Raw genomic sequence first — 15,933 nt, 5'->3', positions numbered from 1 at the left:
GATGATGAGCGGATGCTCAGGTTCATGTTCGTCGGCGACAGCCAGACCATCGGCAGCGCCGGGGAGCACACCTGGCGGCACCGCTTCTGGTGCCACCTGCGGTCGGCCTGCGAGGACGGGACCGTCGCGGTCGTCGGGCCCCGCGAGACGCTCTACGACAAGACCGCCGACGCCCCCACGTCCCTGGCGTACGCGGACCCGGGCTTCCCGCGCCGCCATCTGGCCGGCTGGGGCGAGGGCTGGCTGCACATGGCGCCGGTCGTCGCCGACGCGGTGCGCACCTGCGGCCCGGACGTGCTCCTGGTCAACCTGGGCCTGATAGACCTCGGCTTCTACACGGACGCCGGGCAGACCGCGGCGAACATGCGCCGCTTCGTCGCCGAGGCCCGCACCGCGAACCCGGCGGTCCGCATCGTGGTGCTCCCGGTGATCCCGAACATCAGGGCCGAGTCGGACGCCCCCTTCGCCGCCGAGGTCGCCCACTTCAACACCCTCCTCGCCAAGGCGGTCGCCGACCTCTCCGAACCCCGCTCGCCGCTCCTGCTGGCGACGGTCCCGGACGCGTACGACATCCACCACGACACGTACGACGGCACCCACCCGAACGCCTCCGGCGAACACAAACTGGCCGCCGCCTTCGCGGACGCGCTGCACCAGGCCTGGGGCCTCGGCGGCCCGTACCGCCGGCCTGCCTGACCCTCCCTACAGCTGCCAGCGCCGCACCGCGAACCCGGCGCCCTCCCGCCGGATCTCCGCCGCGCCCGGCCCGGGGAAGTGCGCGGGGATCACCAACTCGCCCTCGTCGGCGGCCCGTCCGAGCACCCGTACACGGCTGGCGGCCGACTCCGCCGGGTCCACGCACATCGCGCTGCTGCACGTCGGGGCGAGGAACTGGGCCGGGGTGTGCAGCAGATCGCCGACGAAGACCGCCCGGTCGGTGCCGGAGGCGAGCCGCAGCACGGACGAGCCCGGGGTGTGCCCCGGTGCGGGTTCCAGCGTCAACTGCCCGTCGATCCGGTGGGACCGCCCCTCCCACAGCACCGCCTGCCCGGCCTCCACGACGGGCGCGATGCTGTCCGCGAAGAGGAAGCGGTGGTTGTCTTCACGGGTGCGGGCCGCTCCCCCGGGGCCGAAGAAGTCGTGGTCGGCGCGGGGCACGAGGTAGGTGGCGTTCGGGAACGTGGGCACCCAACTCCCGCCCTCGGCGCGGGTGTTCCAGCCGACGTGGTCGCCGTGCACATGGGTGTTGACGACGAGGTCGACGTCCTCGGGCCGCACGCCCGCCCGCGCGAGCCGGTCGGGGAAGTCGGTGTCGAGGCCGGAGAAGTGCGGGGTGCCGGGCCGTTCGCGGCCGTTGCCGACGCCCGGGTCGACGACGATCGTGCGGCCCTCGCTGCGCAGCACCCAGGCCTGCACGGCGGCCAGGATCGCGCCGCTGCCCGGCTCCTGGAAGCGGGGCGCGAGCCATTCCCGGCCGTCCCGCCAGACGTCCTCGATCCCGGGGACGATCTCGCCGGCCGCGCCGAAGGGCTGCGCGCGCACCTCGACGACCTTGATGACCTCGACGTCGCCGAGCCTGCTGTGTTCGATGTCCGTGTCCATGCCTTCGACGCTAGGCGCCGGGACCGAGCGCCCCAATGCGTGTGGGGCTCGTCCGGATACGCGATCGGCTCACTCGCTCGCTCGCGTCTGCCTACCCTGGGCCCATGGATGTGGTCAGCGACGCGATAGCGGCCGTGCGGACGGGCAGTCCGTCCGTGAACCGCCTGCGGGTGAACGGGACGTGGTGCGTGCGCCTGGAGCCGTACGAGGGCGCGGGCTTCCACGTGGCGCTGACGGGCGGCTGCTGGCTGCTCCCCGACACCGGCCCCGCGCTCACCCTGCGCCCCGGTGACGCGGTGCTGCTGCCGCACGGCGCGGGCCATGTGCTGGCCGACGCGCCCGCCGACGCGGCGAGGGTGGCCCGGGCGGCCCCCTTCGAGACCGTGGGCGACCGTCCGCCGCGCTCCGGGGCGCCCGCCGTGGAGCTCCTCTGCGGCAAGTACCGCCTCGACCGCAGCCACACCCACCCGCTGCTCGCCGAACTCCCCGACGTGGTCCACCTGCCGCGCGAGGGCGCGGGCGCCGACCCGCACCCCGAACTGCGCTCCGCCATCGCCCTGCTGGCCCGTGAGGCGGGATCGCCGGGCCCCGGCTCCTGCGCGGCCGTCCCGAGCCTGCTCGACCTGCTGCTCGTCTACATGATCCGGGCCTGGACCACGGACCCGGCGACGGGCTCCGGCAGCGCCCGCTGGCCCGCCGCGCTCGCCGACCCCGTGGTCACCGAAGCCCTGCGGCTGCTGCACGGCGACCCGGCCGCGCCCTGGACCGCCGGTCTCCTGGCCACCCGCTCGGGCGTCTCCCGCGCCACCCTGGGCCGCCGCTTCACCGCCCTGGTGGGCCGCCCCCCGATGGCGTACCTGACGTGGTGGCGCATGACCCGCGCGGCGACCCTCCTGCGCACGGCGGACGCCCCTCTGGAGTCGGTGGCCCGCCAGGTCGGCTACGGCACGCCCTACGCCCTCTCCCACGCCTTCCGCCGCGAGTTCGGGGTGACACCGGGGCGGTACCGGGCGGGACACTTGCCTAGAGCGCACTCCACGTCCTTGGCTAAGCAGTCATGAAGTACACGCAGCTCGGACGCACGGGACTCAAGGTCAGCCGGCTCGTCCTCGGCACCATGAACTTCGGACCGCAGACGGACGAGGCCGACAGCCACGCCATCATGGACGCGGCCCAGGCCAGTGGCATCAACTACTTCGACACCGCCAACGTGTACGGCTGGGGTGAGAACAAGGGCCGTACCGAGCAGATCATCGGCACCTGGTTCGCCCAGGGCGGCGGCCGCCGCGACAAGACCGTCCTCGCCACCAAGGTCTACGGGAACATGGCGGGCGACGGAGACGTCTGGCCCAACCACGACCGGCTCTCCGCGGTGAACATCCGCCGGGCCGTCGACGCCTCGCTCAAGCGGCTCCAGACCGACTACATCGACATCTACCAGTTCCACCACATCGACCGCCGGACCCCCTTCGAGGAGATCTGGCAGGCCATCGACACCCTGGTCCAGCAGGGCAAGATCCTGTACGCCGGTTCGTCCAACTTCCCCGGCTACAAGATCGCCCAGGCCAACGAGACGGCCGCCCGGCACGGCCGCGTCGGCCTGGTCAGCGAGCAGTGCCTGTACAACCTCGCCGAGCGGCGCGCCGAGATGGAGGTCATCCCGGCCGCGCAGGAGTACGGCCTCGGCGTCATCCCCTGGTCCCCGCTGCACGGCGGTCTGCTCGGCGGCGTGCTCAAGAAGGAGGCCGAGGGCAAGCGCCGCAAGGACGGGCGCAGCGCGAGCGCCCTGGAGAACACGAAGGTGCGCGACCAGGTCCAGCGGTACGAGGATCTGCTCGACAAGCACGGCATCGAGCCCGGCGAGGCGGCCCTGGCATGGCTGCTGACCCGGCCCGGCGTGACCGGCCCGATCGTCGGCCCGCGCACGAAGGAGCAGCTGGAATCGGCGCTGCGCGCCGTCGAGCTGGAGCTGGGTGAGGACGTCCTGACGTCGCTGGACGAGATCTTCCCGGGCCCGGGGCCGTCGCCGGAGGCCTTCGCCTGGTAGTCCGCGGGTGCGGCGGCCGCCGGGGAAGGGGTCAGTTTCCGACGGCCGCCGCCACCGCCACCACGACGAACATCAGCACAAGCACACCGGCCATGATCCGGTTCCGCGTCTTCGGGTCCACGTGTCGAGCCTAACGCGCACCGGCGAGCGGCCAGCCGCCGACCTTCTCGTACCGCGGCTGCTCCCCCGGCACCCCGGACCTCGGCAGATTGCTGCGTACGAGGGCCAGCTCGGCGACCGTCCACGGTGTCCCGGCGAACGTGTCGAGCGCGGTGAGGTACGGCCCGAAGTCGTACGTGTCGCGGGCGCGGGCGAGGGTGAGGTGCGGCCGGTAGCTCCGGTGGTCCCCGTCGGTCCCGGTCTTCCTGCCCGCCGCCCCGGCCCGCTCGGCGAGCCGTCGCAGTGCGGCCGTCTCGCCGCCGACCCCGGTCCACAGGGCCCGCCCGCCGAAGTGCCCGCCGCCGCGCAGCCCGATCCCGAACGCCGCGGTGCGCGCGGCGGCCCGGGCCAGCCGCTCCGACAGGTCGGGCACGGTGGCCTCCGGCACGTCTCCGTAGAAGGCGAGGGTCAGATGCCATCCGCCCCGCCCGGTCCACCGCAGCCCGTCCCCGGCCGGCAGCCGGTCGACGTGGCCGCCGAGTTCGTCGACGACTTCCGCGGGCGGCAGAACAGCGGCGAAGAGTCTCATGGGGCCAGTCTCCCGGGTGCGGCTCTCGTCGTGGCCGAACGCGCGGTTCCCCGCGCCCCTGAAGCGAGCGGAGCTCGCCCTCAGGGGCGCGGGGAACTGCGCGGGAAGCGGCCACCGGGCCGCAGCCGCCGGATGAACAGGCACCGGACGAACAGGCACCCGGCAGACGGTTACGCCACCGCCGCCACCGGCACCGGCTCCCGGGGAACGAACTGCACATGCCGCTCCCCGCGCCGCAGATCCACCTTGAGCCGGAGATTGGCGGCCCGGGCCAGCATCAGCCCCACCAGCACCGCGGCCCCGGCACAGATCAGCCCGCCCAGCATGAAGCTCACCCGCACCCCGTACTGGTCCGCGAGCCACCCGAACAACGGCCCGCCCAGCGGCGTACCCCCGGTGAACACCATGAAGTACAGGGACATCACCCGCCCCCGCATCTCGGGATCGGTCGCCATCTGCACGGAGGAGTTGGCGGTGACGTTGGTCGTGATGCCGAGGACGCCGAGGATCACCACGAGCGGGGCGAACAGCCAGACCCCGGGCGCGAACGCGGCCAGGATCTCCAGCACCCCGAACCCGATCGCGGCCCCCACGAGCACCCGCAGCCGCGCCGACCGCCGCCGCGCCGCGAGCAGCGCCCCGGCGAGCGAACCGATCGCCATGAGCGTGTTGAACATGCCGTACTGCCCGACCCCGCCGTGGAACACGTCGTCGGCGAAGGCGCTCAGCCAGATCGGGAAGTTGAACCCGAAGGTCCCCACGAACCCGACGAGCACGATCGGCCAGATCAGCTCGGGGTGCTTGGAGACGTAGTTCAGCCCCTCCTTGAGCTGCCCCTTGCCGCGCGGCGTCCGCTTGATCTCGTGCAGCTCACGGGTGCGCATCAGCAGCAGCCCGGTGAGCGGCGCGAGGAAGGACAGGCCGTTGGCGAGGAACGCCCAGCCGGGCCCGACGGCGGCGGTCAGCGCGGACGCGACGGCGGGGCCGATGAGCCGGGCGGACTGGAAGTTGGCGGAGTTCAGCGAGACGGCGTTGCGGACCTGGTCGGGTCCGACCAGCTCGGACACGAAGGACTGCCGCGAGGGGTTGTCGACGACCGTGACGAGCCCGGTGAAGAAGGCGGCGGCGTAGACGTGCCAGACCTGTACGTGGCCGGACAGGGTCAGGACGGCCAGGAACAGGCCCGACAGGCTCATCGCGCCCTGGGTGCAGAACAGCAGGTTGCGCCGCTTGAAGCGGTCGGCGATCACTCCGCCGTACAGCCCGAAGAGCAGCATCGGCAGGAACTGCATCGCCGTGGTGACACCGACGGCGGCGGACGAACCGGTCAGGGAGAGCACCAGCCAGTCCTGGGTGATGCGGGCCATCCAGGTGCCGGTGTTGGAGATGACGGCCCCGGTCGCGAACAGCCGGTAGTTGCGCACGCGCAGGCTGGCGAACATCGAGGGCTTGCCCCCGGAAGCGGGGAGAGTAGGGGTAGGTGCGGGGGCGGAGTCTGCTCCGGATCCCGTACTCAAAGTGGGTTCGCCTCCTCGGCGGTCGGCTCAGCGCGAGGTCAGTGACAGTGACGGCTGTGCGGACGGGGTTCGGGTGCGGTCGGTCACAGGTGGGCCAGCTTCTCCAGGACGGGCGCGGCCTCGCGGAGCTTGGCCCACTCGTCCTCGTCCAGGCCGTCGACCAGGTTCGCCAGCCACGCGTTCCGCTTGCGGCGGGACTCCAGGAGCATGGTCTCGGCCTGCTCGGTGGACGTGACGACCTTCTGCCGGCGGTCCTCGGGATGAGGCTCCAGCCGGACCAGTCCCTTGGCCTCCAGGAGCGCGACGATGCGGGTCATCGACGGCGGCTGCACGTGCTCCTTGCGGGCCAGCTCACCCGGGGTGGCGGAGCCGCATCCGGCGAGGGTGCCGAGCACCGACATCTCGGTGGGGCTCAGCGATTCGTCGACCCGCTGGTGCTTGAGTCGGCGTGACAGGCGCATCACGGCGGAGCGCAGGGAGTTCACGGCGGCGGCATCGTCGCCATGGGAGAGGTCCGGCATGTTCGTTAGCGTAACTCATTACTGTGCCTAACTACCACCGGGGGGCACTCCTCCGCCCGTGATCCCCACCACGCACGCGGGCACCGGGAAACCTCACGTCACTCAAACGAGTGAGCCGCATCCGAAAAGTGACACGCCCGGGCGCGGCGCCCCGCGACGCTGTTCGCATGGGATCGACTGTGCTCAGCCTGCGGATAGACGGTGAGCTGCTCGACCGGCTCAAGGGGCATGCCGCGAAAAGGGGAATGAGCGTCCAGGACTATGTGGTCCAGACGCTCATTCGGGACGACTTCGACGAACGCTTCAAGACGTCGGTCGAGGAGACGGAGAGGTTCTACGGGGCGGCCTAGCCGCCCCGCGACACGGGGATCAGGTCAGGCCGAGCGCCGGCATCAGGTAGTAGAAGGCGAACACGGCCGACACGGCGTACATCGCGACCGGCACCTCCTTGGCCCGGCCCGCGACCACGCGCAGCACGGTGAAGGCGATGAAGCCCATCCCGATGCCGTTGGTGATCGAGTACGTGAACGGCATCATCAGCATCGTGATGAAGGCCGGGATGGCGACCGTCCAGTCGTCCCAGTCGATCGCGCGGATGCCGCCCGACAGGATCAGGAAGCCCACCGCGAGCAGCGCGGGGGTGGCCGCCTGGGACGGGACCATCGTGGCGATCGGCGTGAGGAACAGCGCGACGGCGAAGAGCGTGCCGGTGACGACGTTGGCCAGACCCGTACGGGCGCCCTCACCGACACCGGCCGTGGACTCCACGAAGCAGGTGGTGGCGGAGGAGGACGAGGCGCCGCCGGCGGCGACCGCGATGCCGTCGATGAAGAGCACCTTGTTCATGCCGGGCATCTGGCCGTTCTCGTCGGTCAGGTGCGCCTCGTCGCTGATGCCCATGATCGTGCCCATGGCGTCGAAGAAGCACGACAGCAGCACGGTGAAGACGAAGAGCACGCCGGTGAGGATGCCGACCTTCTCGAAGCCGCCGAACAGGCTGACCTTGCCGACGAGCCCGAAGTCGGGGGTGGCGACCGGGTTGCCCGGCCACTTCGGCGTGGTCAGACCCCAGGACGGGATCTTGGCGACGGCGTTGACGATCACCGCGGCGACGGTCATCACGACGATGGAGATGAGGATCGCGCCCGGCACCTTGCGCACCAGCAGGGCGAGGGTCAGCAGTACGCCGAGGACGAAGACGAGCACCGGCCACCCGTTCAGGTGACCGTCGGCGCCGAGCTGGAGCGGCACCGTGGTGTGCGCGGCGTCCGGGATGCGGCTCACGAAACCGGAGTCGACGAGACCGATCAGCATGATGAACAGGCCGATGCCGATCGCGATGCCCTTGCGCAGGCTGAGCGGCACTGCGTTCATGACGCGCTCGCGCAGACCGGTGGCGACCAGGATCATCACCACGAAGCCCGCGAGGACGACCATGCCCATCGCATCCGGCCACGACATGCGCGGGGCGAGCTGCAGCGCGACGACGGTGTTCACACCGAGGCCGGCCGCCAGCGCGATCGGCACATTGCCGATGACGCCCATGAGCAGCGTGGTGAAGGCGGCCGTCAGGGCGGTCGCGGTGACCAGCTGGCCGTTGTCGAGCTGGTGCCCGTACATGTCCTTCGCGCTGCCGAGAATGATCGGGTTCAGCACGATGATGTACGCCATCGCGAAGAACGTGGCGAGGCCACCACGGATCTCACGGGGGACGGTCGAGCCGCGCTCGGAGATCTTGAAGTAGCGGTCGAGGCCGTTCTTGGGCTCCGGCGGCTGCTCGTTGACATCGACCGGGGCGGTGGCCGAAGTGGACATGGTTGACCTCAGCGATTTTCAGCGGTGCCCAGTGGGCAGGATGTGATCAAGTCTGGTCTACGTGTGGCCACCAGCGGGGTTCCCCGTTGCTCCCATTGGCGTTTCGTACGAACAGAAGTAGCCATTCTCAGGCGGTTTCAGTATGAACATATGAGCCGGAAATCGCTATCTCCGCGCGTAGACCCATGGGGGGCGGGGGCTGCGACGGGTTTCGGAGGTGTCGTTAAGCTGTTCCCATGGCGAAGTGGACACCTGAGCATGAGGCGCCGGAACCCCTTGAGGGTCCGGTCGTCGCCACCATCACCGGCGGCACGATCCTGTGGTTCGTCCTCTTCCTCGTCCAGCTGCCGTTCTACGGCTGGTTCGACGACCACGGGCACACGTGGTGGATCTGGACCTGTCTGGCCGGCGCCGGTCTGGGCCTGATCGGCATCTGGTACGTCCGCGGCCGCGACGCGGCTCTGAAGCGCGCCGCCGCAAGCGGCTCCGCCCTTCCCGACTGACCCCACTGCGGCTCTCCCTGTACGCGCGCCGCCGTCGTGGCTGGTCGCGCAGTTCCCCGCGCCCCTGAGGCAGGCGCTTCGCGCGCCTCTCCAAAAGAGAGGGCACCCAAGGTGCGCCTCTGTTGATGAGATGCCGCACGAAGTGCGCATCTCAGGGGCGCGGGGAACTGCGCGGCCAGCCACGACGGCGGCGCACCCGCCGACGGCCCCTACACCCCCCGGAGGACAAGCGTCCTCCCCAGGTCGGATAAAGCCCCGCCCAAGGGGTGAACCCCCCGATCCACCCGTACCGTCGGAGACATGACGCACATCGACGCCGGCCCCGAGCTCGACCCTGTGCACCCGGTCCCCCTGCCGACGAGGGCGACGGGCCTGACCGGCGCCGAGGTCGAGGAGCGCCGGAGCCGCGGCGAGGTCAACGACGTACCGCTGCGCAGCTCCCGCTCGCTCAGCGAGATCGTCCGGGCCAACGTCTTCACCCGGTTCAACGCGATCATCGGTGTGCTCTGGCTGATCATGCTGGCCGTCGCCCCGTTCCAGGACAGCCTCTTCGGCTACGTGATCCTGGCCAACACCGGCATCGGCATCATCCAGGAGTGGCGGGCGAAGAAGACCCTCGACTCCCTCGCGGTGATCGGCGAGGCGAAGCCCACGGTCCGGCGGGACGGCGTCGCGGCCGCCGTCTCCACCTCCGAGATCGTGCTCGGCGACCTCATCGAGATCGGCCCCGGCGACAAGATCGTCGTGGACGGCACCTGCGCCGAGGCGGACGGCCTGGAGATCGACGAGTCGCTGCTGACCGGCGAGGCCGACCCGGTCGTGAAGCAGCCGGGCGACCCGGTGATGTCGGGCTCGTTCGTGGTCGCGGGCGGCGGCGCGTTCACCGCGACGAAGGTGGGCCGCGAGGCGTACGCGGCGCAGCTGGCCGAGGAGGCGAGCCGCTTCACGCTCGTCCAGTCCGAGCTGCGCAGCGGCATCTCCACCATCCTCAAGTACGTCCAGTGGATGATGATCCCGACCGCGATCGGCCTGGTCATCAGCCAGCTGGTCGTCAAGGAGCACGGCTTCAAGGACTCCGTCGCGCGCACCGTCGGCGGCATCGTGCCCATGGTCCCCGAGGGGCTGGTGCTGCTCACCTCCGTCGCCTTCGCGATCGGCGTCATCAGACTCGGCCGGAAACAGTGCCTCGTGCAGGAACTTCCGGCCATCGAGGGCCTGGCCCGCGTCGACACGGTCTGCCTGGACAAGACGGGCACGCTCACCGAGGGCGGCATGGACGTCTCCGAGCTGCGCCCGCTGGACGGCACGGCCTTCGGCGAGGAGTACGTGGCCCGGGTGCTCGGCGCGCTCGGCGACTCCGACCCGCGCCCGAACGCCTCCCTCCAGGCCGTCATCGACGCCTACCCGGCGGCCGAGGAGTGGCGCTGCACCGAGGCGCTGCCCTTCTCCTCCGCCCGCAAGTACAGCGGCGCCGCCTTCAGCGAGGGCGACGGCACGACCAGCGCCTGGCTGCTCGGCGCGCCCGACGTGCTGCTCCCCGCCGAGGACCCGGCCCTCGCGGAGGTGGACGAGCTGAACCGGCAGGGGCTGCGGGTCCTGCTGCTCGCCCGCGTCGGCAAGACCCACGACAGCCTCGCCGACCCGGCGGTGAAGGAGGGCGCCGAACCGGCCGCCCTCGTCGTCCTGGAGCAGCGGTTGCGCCCGGACGCCGGTGACACCCTGCGCTACTTCGCCGAGCAGGACGTCAAGGCGAAGGTCATCTCCGGGGACAACGCGGTGTCGGTCGGCGCCGTGGCCGCCAAGCTGGACCTGCCCGGCGCCGAGAACACGGTGGACGCCCGTACCCTGCCGGCCGAGCAGAGCGAGATGGCGGACGCGCTCGACGAGGGCACGGTGTTCGGCCGGGTCACCCCGCAGCAGAAGCGGGACATGGTCGCGGCGCTCCAGTCGCACGGGCACACGGTCGCGATGACGGGCGACGGGGTGAACGACGTCCTGGCCCTGAAGGACGCCGACATCGGGGTCTCGATGGGCTCGGGCTCCGAGGCCACCCGGGCGGTCGCGCAGATCGTGCTGCTCGACAACAGCTTCGCCACGCTGCCCTCGGTGGTCGCCGAGGGCCGCCGGGTCATCGGCAACATCACGCGGGTGGCGACGCTGTTCCTGGTCAAGACGGTCTACTCGGTGCTGCTCGCACTGATGGTGGTCTGCTTCCAGGTCGAGTACCCGTTCCTGCCCCGGCACCTGACGCTGCTGTCGACGCTGACGATCGGCGTCCCCGCGTTCTTCCTCGCGCTCGCCCCCAACAAGGAACGGGCCAAGCCGCACTTCGTGAAACGCGTGATGCGGTACGCGATTCCGGGCGGCGCCGTCGCCGGCATCGCGACGTTCGTGATGTACATGGTGGCCCGGCACTACTACACGGGCTCCGACGCGCTGAACGCCGAGACCAGCGCCGCCACGCTGACCCTGTTCCTGATCTCGATGTGGGTGCTGGCCATCATCGCCCGCCCCTACACCTGGTGGCGGATCTGCCTGGTGGCGGCGATGGGTCTCGGCTTCCTGCTGGTCCTGGTCGTGCCGTGGCTCCAGGACTTCTTCGCCCTGAAGCTGGTCGGCGCCGTGATGCCGTGGACCGCGGTGGGTGTCTCGGTGGTGGCGGCGGCCGTCCTCGAACTCCTGTGGAGGTGGGTCGGCCGCCGCTTCCCCGTCTAGCGGCTGATCAGTCGGAGATTCAGCGGACGTCGACGAAGTCGCTGGTGGACGTCACGGCCGGGGTCGTGGACGTACCCGCGAACTTGTAGCGGAAGTAGCCGTCGGCGGACGCCTTGACCGTGGTGCTCAGGTTGCCCTTGGAGTCCGAGGTGACCGTCTTGAGGGTGGTGTAGGTGCTGGAGGTCTTCTTGCGGTACTGCAGGGTGACCTTCTGCTGGGTGTAGCCCGCGTACTTGGCGGTGTCCCAGTTGGCGCGCGTGAGGGCGCCCTTGACCGTGAGGGTCTTGCCCTTCTTGATGGGCTCCGGGGTGGCGTTGGTGCTCAGCTTGGCGTAGCGCTGGAGGGCGACCTTCTTGGCGACGCCGTCCTGCGAGACGAAGCCGACCTTGCTCAGGTCGGCGTCGTCGCTGTCGATGTCCTCGCCGTTGGGGGCGATGGCGACGCCCTCGGCCGTCCACTTGGCGCCCGCGTCGCTGTTGTACAGGTCGAGCTTCGGGGTGATCGTCACCGTGTCCTTGCAGGTGGCCGACGAGGCGGAGACCTGGCAGGTCGAGCCGTTGGTGCCCAGGTAGTTGCCGTCCGTCTCGCTGGCGTTCGACCAGTACAGGCCGATGCCGATGATGAAGTCGTCGGCGAAGATGCCCGGGTCGGAGCCGAACGAGACGTTGTAGGTGACCGGGACGGTGACCTTGTTGGTCGTACCGGCGACGATCGGCTTGCCGTTGTTGATCTTGACGCCGGAGAACTTCAGGTTGAGGGCGTAGGGCTCGTCGGCGGCCAGGGCGCGCGCCTTGGCCTTCGGGGCGGCGCTGGAAGCGTGGTCCTTGACGAGGTCGACCAGGGACTTCTGGGCGACGCCCGTCCCCTGCCAGCCGTTGTCGGCCTGGGCGGCCGGGACGGCGAACGCGGTGAGAGCCAGGGCGCCGGAGACCGTCACGGCGGCCGCGGTGGCACGAATGCGCATGTGTTCCCCACAGTGGAGAAGGGGGCCCGCGGTGCGGATGCCATCACGCGGGTCCCAAGTGGTCTAGGAGTCTGTTGACTCGCTAGTGAGACGTGGGGACCCCGCAAGAAGTTGCACTCTGTATGAAGATTCTGTAAGTGATCCAGATTACATTCGGGCCGCACCCCTCACAGAACCTCCACAAGTCGGCACCGGCCGGGCGGCGTCAGTCGAACCAGCGGTCCCGCGCCAGTTCGGCCGTGCGGGACGGATCCTCCAGGAGCGCCGCCACCTCGAACCGGCGCGGCCACTGCCCCGCCGCCCAGGCGAGACCGGCGGCGACCCCCTCCAGGGTCGCCGCGTGCACGGTGCCGTCGGCGGTGCGCCGCCAGTCGGCCTCGGTCCCGCCGACGTACAGCTCCTCGTACTCCAGGTACGTGGCCGGGGTCGCGGCCCCCAGGAGCGTGCGGACGGAGTCGGGCACGGGGTGCTCGGTGGCGTCGGTGCCGGTCGGTTCGGCGGCGACGGCCTCGCCGAGGCGCCGCACCTGGAACAGCTCGGCGAGTTCGGCCGCCCGCGCCGGGGCGACCGGCAGCAGCGGCAGCCCGCCGGCCAGCGGGATCAGGTCCGGGGCGTCGGCGACCAGCGCGTCGGCGGCGTCGGCCACGACGACCTCGCCGTCCCGCACGGCCCGCACCTCGTCCGGCAGCGTCACCTGCTCCGGGTCGAGATCGGCCAGCAGGCCGTAGAGCGCGTGGAGTTGGGCGGGCCCGACCGGGCGGTCCGGGTCGGCGAGCCGGTCGAGGAGTTCGGCGGCGCCGCCGGGCTCGTCGAGGAGGGCCGCGACGGAGGTGCGCACCCCGAGGGCGCGCAGCACCTGCTCGTCCTCGAAACCGGCGGCGTCCACGGACTCGTACAGCCCGTCGAGCAGCGGGTCGCCGCCCGCCGCGCGCAGTCCGGCGGGGCGGCGGCCGTCGAGCACCGGATTGCCGCGCAGCCACCAGGCCGTGTACGGGCGGACGAGTTCGTGGGTGCCGTCGGGCAGCAGGATCCGGACGGGCTGGGTGAGGGCGTCGCGCAGGGGCGGCTGCGCGAGCAGCGCGAGCGCCTGCGGCCAGCGGTCCTCGTCGACGAGGTCCAGGTCCCGTACGGCGACGAGTTCGGTGGCGACCGGCGGTACGGGCGTGTCGGGCAGCCGGTCGAGGACGTCCTCGCACCACACGTCGACGGCGTCGAGCAGCCCCGGGTCGTCGGGTTCGGGGTAGTCGGAGTCCCGCGGGTCGAGTTCGTCCGGGTCGAGGACGACGTCGGTGGCGCGCACGAGGGCGAACGTGGCGAGCACTCCGCACGCGGCGAGCGGGCCCTCGCCCCACCGCTCGGCGAATTCTTCGTCCACGTAGGGCAGTTCACCCTCACGGATGACCCCGGCGAGCGGGCTGCCGGGGAGGAGGAGTTCGGCGGCGGGGGCGAGTTCGCCGTCCTCGTCGGGCAGGGCGAGGGCGCCGAGCCAGGGTTCGTCGCCGGTGTCGAGGTGGGCGTCGCGGACCAGGGTGAGCACGACGTCCGCCAACTCGTCGGCGCCCAGCGCGCCGTCGTCGTCCCAGGCGGGTTCGTCGTCGAGGGAGGCGGCGACGGCCGCGCGGACCTGCGGGGTGGTGAGGACCGCGCGGGGCGTGGCGGGCAGCGCGCCCAGCTTCTCCAGGAGCGGGTGGGTGGCGTCGGGGTGGGCGACCTTCAGGCCGAGCCGCGCCAGCGCGTCACCGGGGACGGCGGCCTCGGCGGTGGGCAGCAGCACCTGGCGCGGGCCGATGGTGGTGCGGCCGCCGGCGAGCGGCACGGGCAGTCCGCTGAGCCGGTCCGGGTCGACCCCGGCCAGGGACTCGTAGAGCCGCCGCCACCAGCCGGGCTCCTTCTCCAGACCGGCGAGCCGGTCGACGGCCTCGGTCAGCGGCAGCCGGGCGACGCCGAGGGTGCGCAGCTCGGTACGGCGTTCGAGGCCGGCCGGCAGCAGGCTCGGCAGGACCTCGGCGAGGACCCGCACGGTGTCGGCGCCCGCCCCTTCGACGACCTCGGCGTCCCGCGGCTTGAGGGCGTCGGGCCGGTCCTCGTCCTCGTCCGGTGCGAGAGCGGGCGGCAGGAAAGGTGTCCGGGTCAGCCGCTCCAGGATCGCGGCGCGCAGGGCGCCGTCCAGCTCGCTTTTGCCGAGCGGCCCGGGGACCAGGTCGAGGATGCCGGGGCCCACCGGGCGCCAGGTCTCCAGGAGTTCGGCGTAGGCGTCGGCGGCGCGCTGGACGAGGTGGTCGGTGAGCGGGCCGGGCGCGACGTGCCGGCGCGCGGTGTCCAGCGGGAACGACGCGATGAGCAGCGCGGGCACGCCCAGCGGCTCGTCGCTGGGCGTCGGGGCGTGCAGCACGGGGGCGCTGACCGGGCGCCGCGGGGCGCCGTCGCCGTCCACGGGCACGGCCCAGGTGACGGACCAGTGCGGGCGGAGGCGTTCCTCGACGGGCCGGTCGGTGAGCAGCTCGGCACCGAGCGCGCCCTGGTGGCCGACGGTGCGCCAGCGCACGTCGGCGGGGTCCCGGGCGTCGTCGGTGATGACGGTGTACGGGGTGGTGGCGTCCGGCGCGGTGCGGCGCAGGGTGCGGGTGCCGGCGTCGGTGGTGACGGTGACCTCGGCGAGCCCCGGCAGGGCCAGCAGCAGCGTGTCGTCGACCTCGTCGAGCAGCCGGGCGGCGAGCGCCTCGGCGGCGGCGTCCCGCAGCGGCAGCACGACGACGGTGTCGTACGGGCCGGGGGCCTGGCCCTCGGCCGCGAACGGCAGCCGGAGCAGCGGCACGTGGCCGTCGCGGCGGCGCAGTTCGTCGCCGAGCGCGGGGCTGGTCCCTGCGGTGTCGGCGGCGGCGTCCCGGGCTTCGGCGAGGGACCAGCGGACGCCGCCGGTGCGGCCCAGCACGGCGGGTTCGTCGGAGACGGCCAGCACCGCGGCGAAGCCGACGCCGAAGCGGCCCACGGCGCCCGTCGCGTCGTCCCGCTTCGCCGAGGCGCGCAGGGTGGACAGGGACTCGACGCCGGCCGCGTCGAGGGGGGCGCCGGTGTTCGCCGCGGCGAGGACGCCGTCCTTCAGGGTGAGGGCGAGGCGGCCCTCGGCGTCCGCGCGGGCGGCGGCGTCGGCGGCGTTCTGGGCGAGTTCGACGACCAGGCGGTCGCGGTAGCCGCCGAGCGCGAGGTCCTCCTCGGCGTTGGCGTCCTCCCGGAACCGGGCCGCGCTGGCCGCCCAGGCGTCCAGCACGCCCCGCCGCAGTCTGGCGGTGCCGAACGGGTCGATGCCGTCCGGCGCGGGTTCGCTGACGCTCACGGGTGCACTCCTCTGGCCGGCTGCAACGATCGGCCCGAACGTTATCGCGGGCCGCGGGCTGCCCCGCGAGGCGCGTACCCGGCTGCCGGCCGGTGGGGGCTGGCCGCGCAGTTCCCCGCGCCCCTGAGGCATGCGCTGACGCGCAGCCTCCCCTGGGCGAGCGGAGCTCGTCTCAGGCCGTCGAGGCCGCGGGCAAGTCGCCGGTCTGCCCCGTCGTCGCGCTCGAG

The 15,933-nt window shown here is 72.0% G+C and carries 13 protein-coding genes; 6 read left to right on the top strand and 7 right to left on the bottom strand.

What is annotated here, in order from left to right; translation table 11 throughout:
• The first annotated feature begins 12 nt into the window (after window positions 1–12).
• Window positions 13–696 (top strand): SGNH/GDSL hydrolase family protein, encoded by a 684-nt coding sequence (locus tag ABT127_RS36125; protein WP_351459771.1) that lies wholly within the window; start codon window positions 13–15, stop codon window positions 694–696.
• A 6-nt stretch (window positions 697–702) separates the two neighbouring features.
• Here ABT127_RS36125 and ABT127_RS36120 read toward each other — a convergent pair whose 3' ends face one another.
• Window positions 703–1,602 carry an MBL fold metallo-hydrolase gene (locus ABT127_RS36120; RefSeq protein ID WP_351459769.1) on the bottom strand — a complete coding sequence of 300 codons (900 nt, stop codon included), beginning with the start codon at window positions 1,600–1,602 and terminating at the stop codon, window positions 703–705.
• 104 nt (window positions 1,603–1,706) lie between these two features.
• Between ABT127_RS36120 and ABT127_RS36115 the strand changes: the two genes are divergently transcribed.
• Entirely contained in the window at window positions 1,707–2,663 is a 957-nt protein-coding gene (locus ABT127_RS36115; RefSeq protein WP_351459766.1) for an AraC family transcriptional regulator, read from the top strand.
• The gene (locus tag ABT127_RS36110; RefSeq protein WP_351459763.1) at window positions 2,660–3,649 is read left to right on the top strand and encodes an aldo/keto reductase; all 990 of its coding nucleotides are present in this window, start codon (window positions 2,660–2,662) and stop codon (window positions 3,647–3,649) included. Before ABT127_RS36115 ends, ABT127_RS36110 begins: the two co-directional genes overlap by 4 nt.
• A gap of 130 nt (window positions 3,650–3,779) precedes the next feature.
• Here the strand turns inward: ABT127_RS36110 and thpR are convergent, their stop codons facing one another.
• The 3 genes from thpR to ABT127_RS36095 form a co-directional block, all read right to left on the bottom strand.
• Window positions 3,780–4,337: an RNA 2',3'-cyclic phosphodiesterase gene (gene thpR, locus ABT127_RS36105; protein ID WP_351459761.1), complete on the bottom strand. Its 558-nt coding sequence runs from the start codon at window positions 4,335–4,337 to the stop codon at window positions 3,780–3,782.
• Window positions 4,338–4,507: 170 nt separating this feature from the next.
• Window positions 4,508–5,854 carry an MFS transporter gene (locus ABT127_RS36100; protein ID WP_351459759.1) on the bottom strand — a complete coding sequence of 449 codons (1,347 nt, stop codon included), beginning with the start codon at window positions 5,852–5,854 and terminating at the stop codon, window positions 4,508–4,510.
• Between the two features lie 83 nt (window positions 5,855–5,937).
• Entirely contained in the window at window positions 5,938–6,375 is a 438-nt protein-coding gene (locus ABT127_RS36095) for a MarR family winged helix-turn-helix transcriptional regulator (protein ID WP_111665353.1), read from the bottom strand.
• A 167-nt stretch (window positions 6,376–6,542) separates the two neighbouring features.
• Between ABT127_RS36095 and ABT127_RS36090 the strand changes: the two genes are divergently transcribed.
• Window positions 6,543–6,725: a ribbon-helix-helix protein, CopG family gene (locus ABT127_RS36090; protein WP_351459756.1), complete on the top strand. Its 183-nt coding sequence runs from the start codon at window positions 6,543–6,545 to the stop codon at window positions 6,723–6,725.
• Between the two features lie 19 nt (window positions 6,726–6,744).
• On the opposite strand, the gene ABT127_RS36085 is transcribed toward ABT127_RS36090, so the two are convergent.
• Window positions 6,745–8,190: an NCS2 family permease gene (locus ABT127_RS36085; protein ID WP_351459753.1), complete on the bottom strand. Its 1,446-nt coding sequence runs from the start codon at window positions 8,188–8,190 to the stop codon at window positions 6,745–6,747.
• Window positions 8,191–8,426: 236 nt separating this feature from the next.
• Here ABT127_RS36085 and ABT127_RS36080 point away from each other — a divergent pair, with 236 nt between their 5' ends.
• Window positions 8,427–8,693 carry a DUF2530 domain-containing protein gene (locus tag ABT127_RS36080; RefSeq protein ID WP_351459750.1) on the top strand — a complete coding sequence of 89 codons (267 nt, stop codon included), beginning with the start codon at window positions 8,427–8,429 and terminating at the stop codon, window positions 8,691–8,693.
• A gap of 300 nt (window positions 8,694–8,993) precedes the next feature.
• Window positions 8,994–11,408 (top strand): HAD-IC family P-type ATPase, encoded by a 2,415-nt coding sequence (locus ABT127_RS36075; RefSeq protein ID WP_351459747.1) that lies wholly within the window; start codon window positions 8,994–8,996, stop codon window positions 11,406–11,408.
• Window positions 11,409–11,427: 19 nt separating this feature from the next.
• Here ABT127_RS36075 and ABT127_RS36070 read toward each other — a convergent pair whose 3' ends face one another.
• Both ABT127_RS36070 and ABT127_RS36065 read right to left on the bottom strand, forming a co-directional pair.
• Window positions 11,428–12,372 (bottom strand): hypothetical protein, encoded by a 945-nt coding sequence (locus ABT127_RS36070; RefSeq protein WP_351459745.1) that lies wholly within the window; start codon window positions 12,370–12,372, stop codon window positions 11,428–11,430.
• 205 nt (window positions 12,373–12,577) lie between these two features.
• Window positions 12,578–15,706, bottom strand: a complete 3,129-nt coding sequence (locus ABT127_RS36065) for a sacsin N-terminal ATP-binding-like domain-containing protein (RefSeq protein WP_351459743.1) — start codon at window positions 15,704–15,706, stop codon at window positions 12,578–12,580.
• Window positions 15,707–15,933: the final 227 nt, after the last annotated feature.

It is taken from the genome of Streptomyces sp. NPDC001904 (genome assembly GCF_040297005.1).
Classification (GTDB): Bacteria; Actinomycetota; Actinomycetes; order Streptomycetales; family Streptomycetaceae; genus Streptomyces.
Note: the sequence above shows the minus strand (reverse complement) of the source record. Positions and strands in the feature narration are given on the sequence as shown.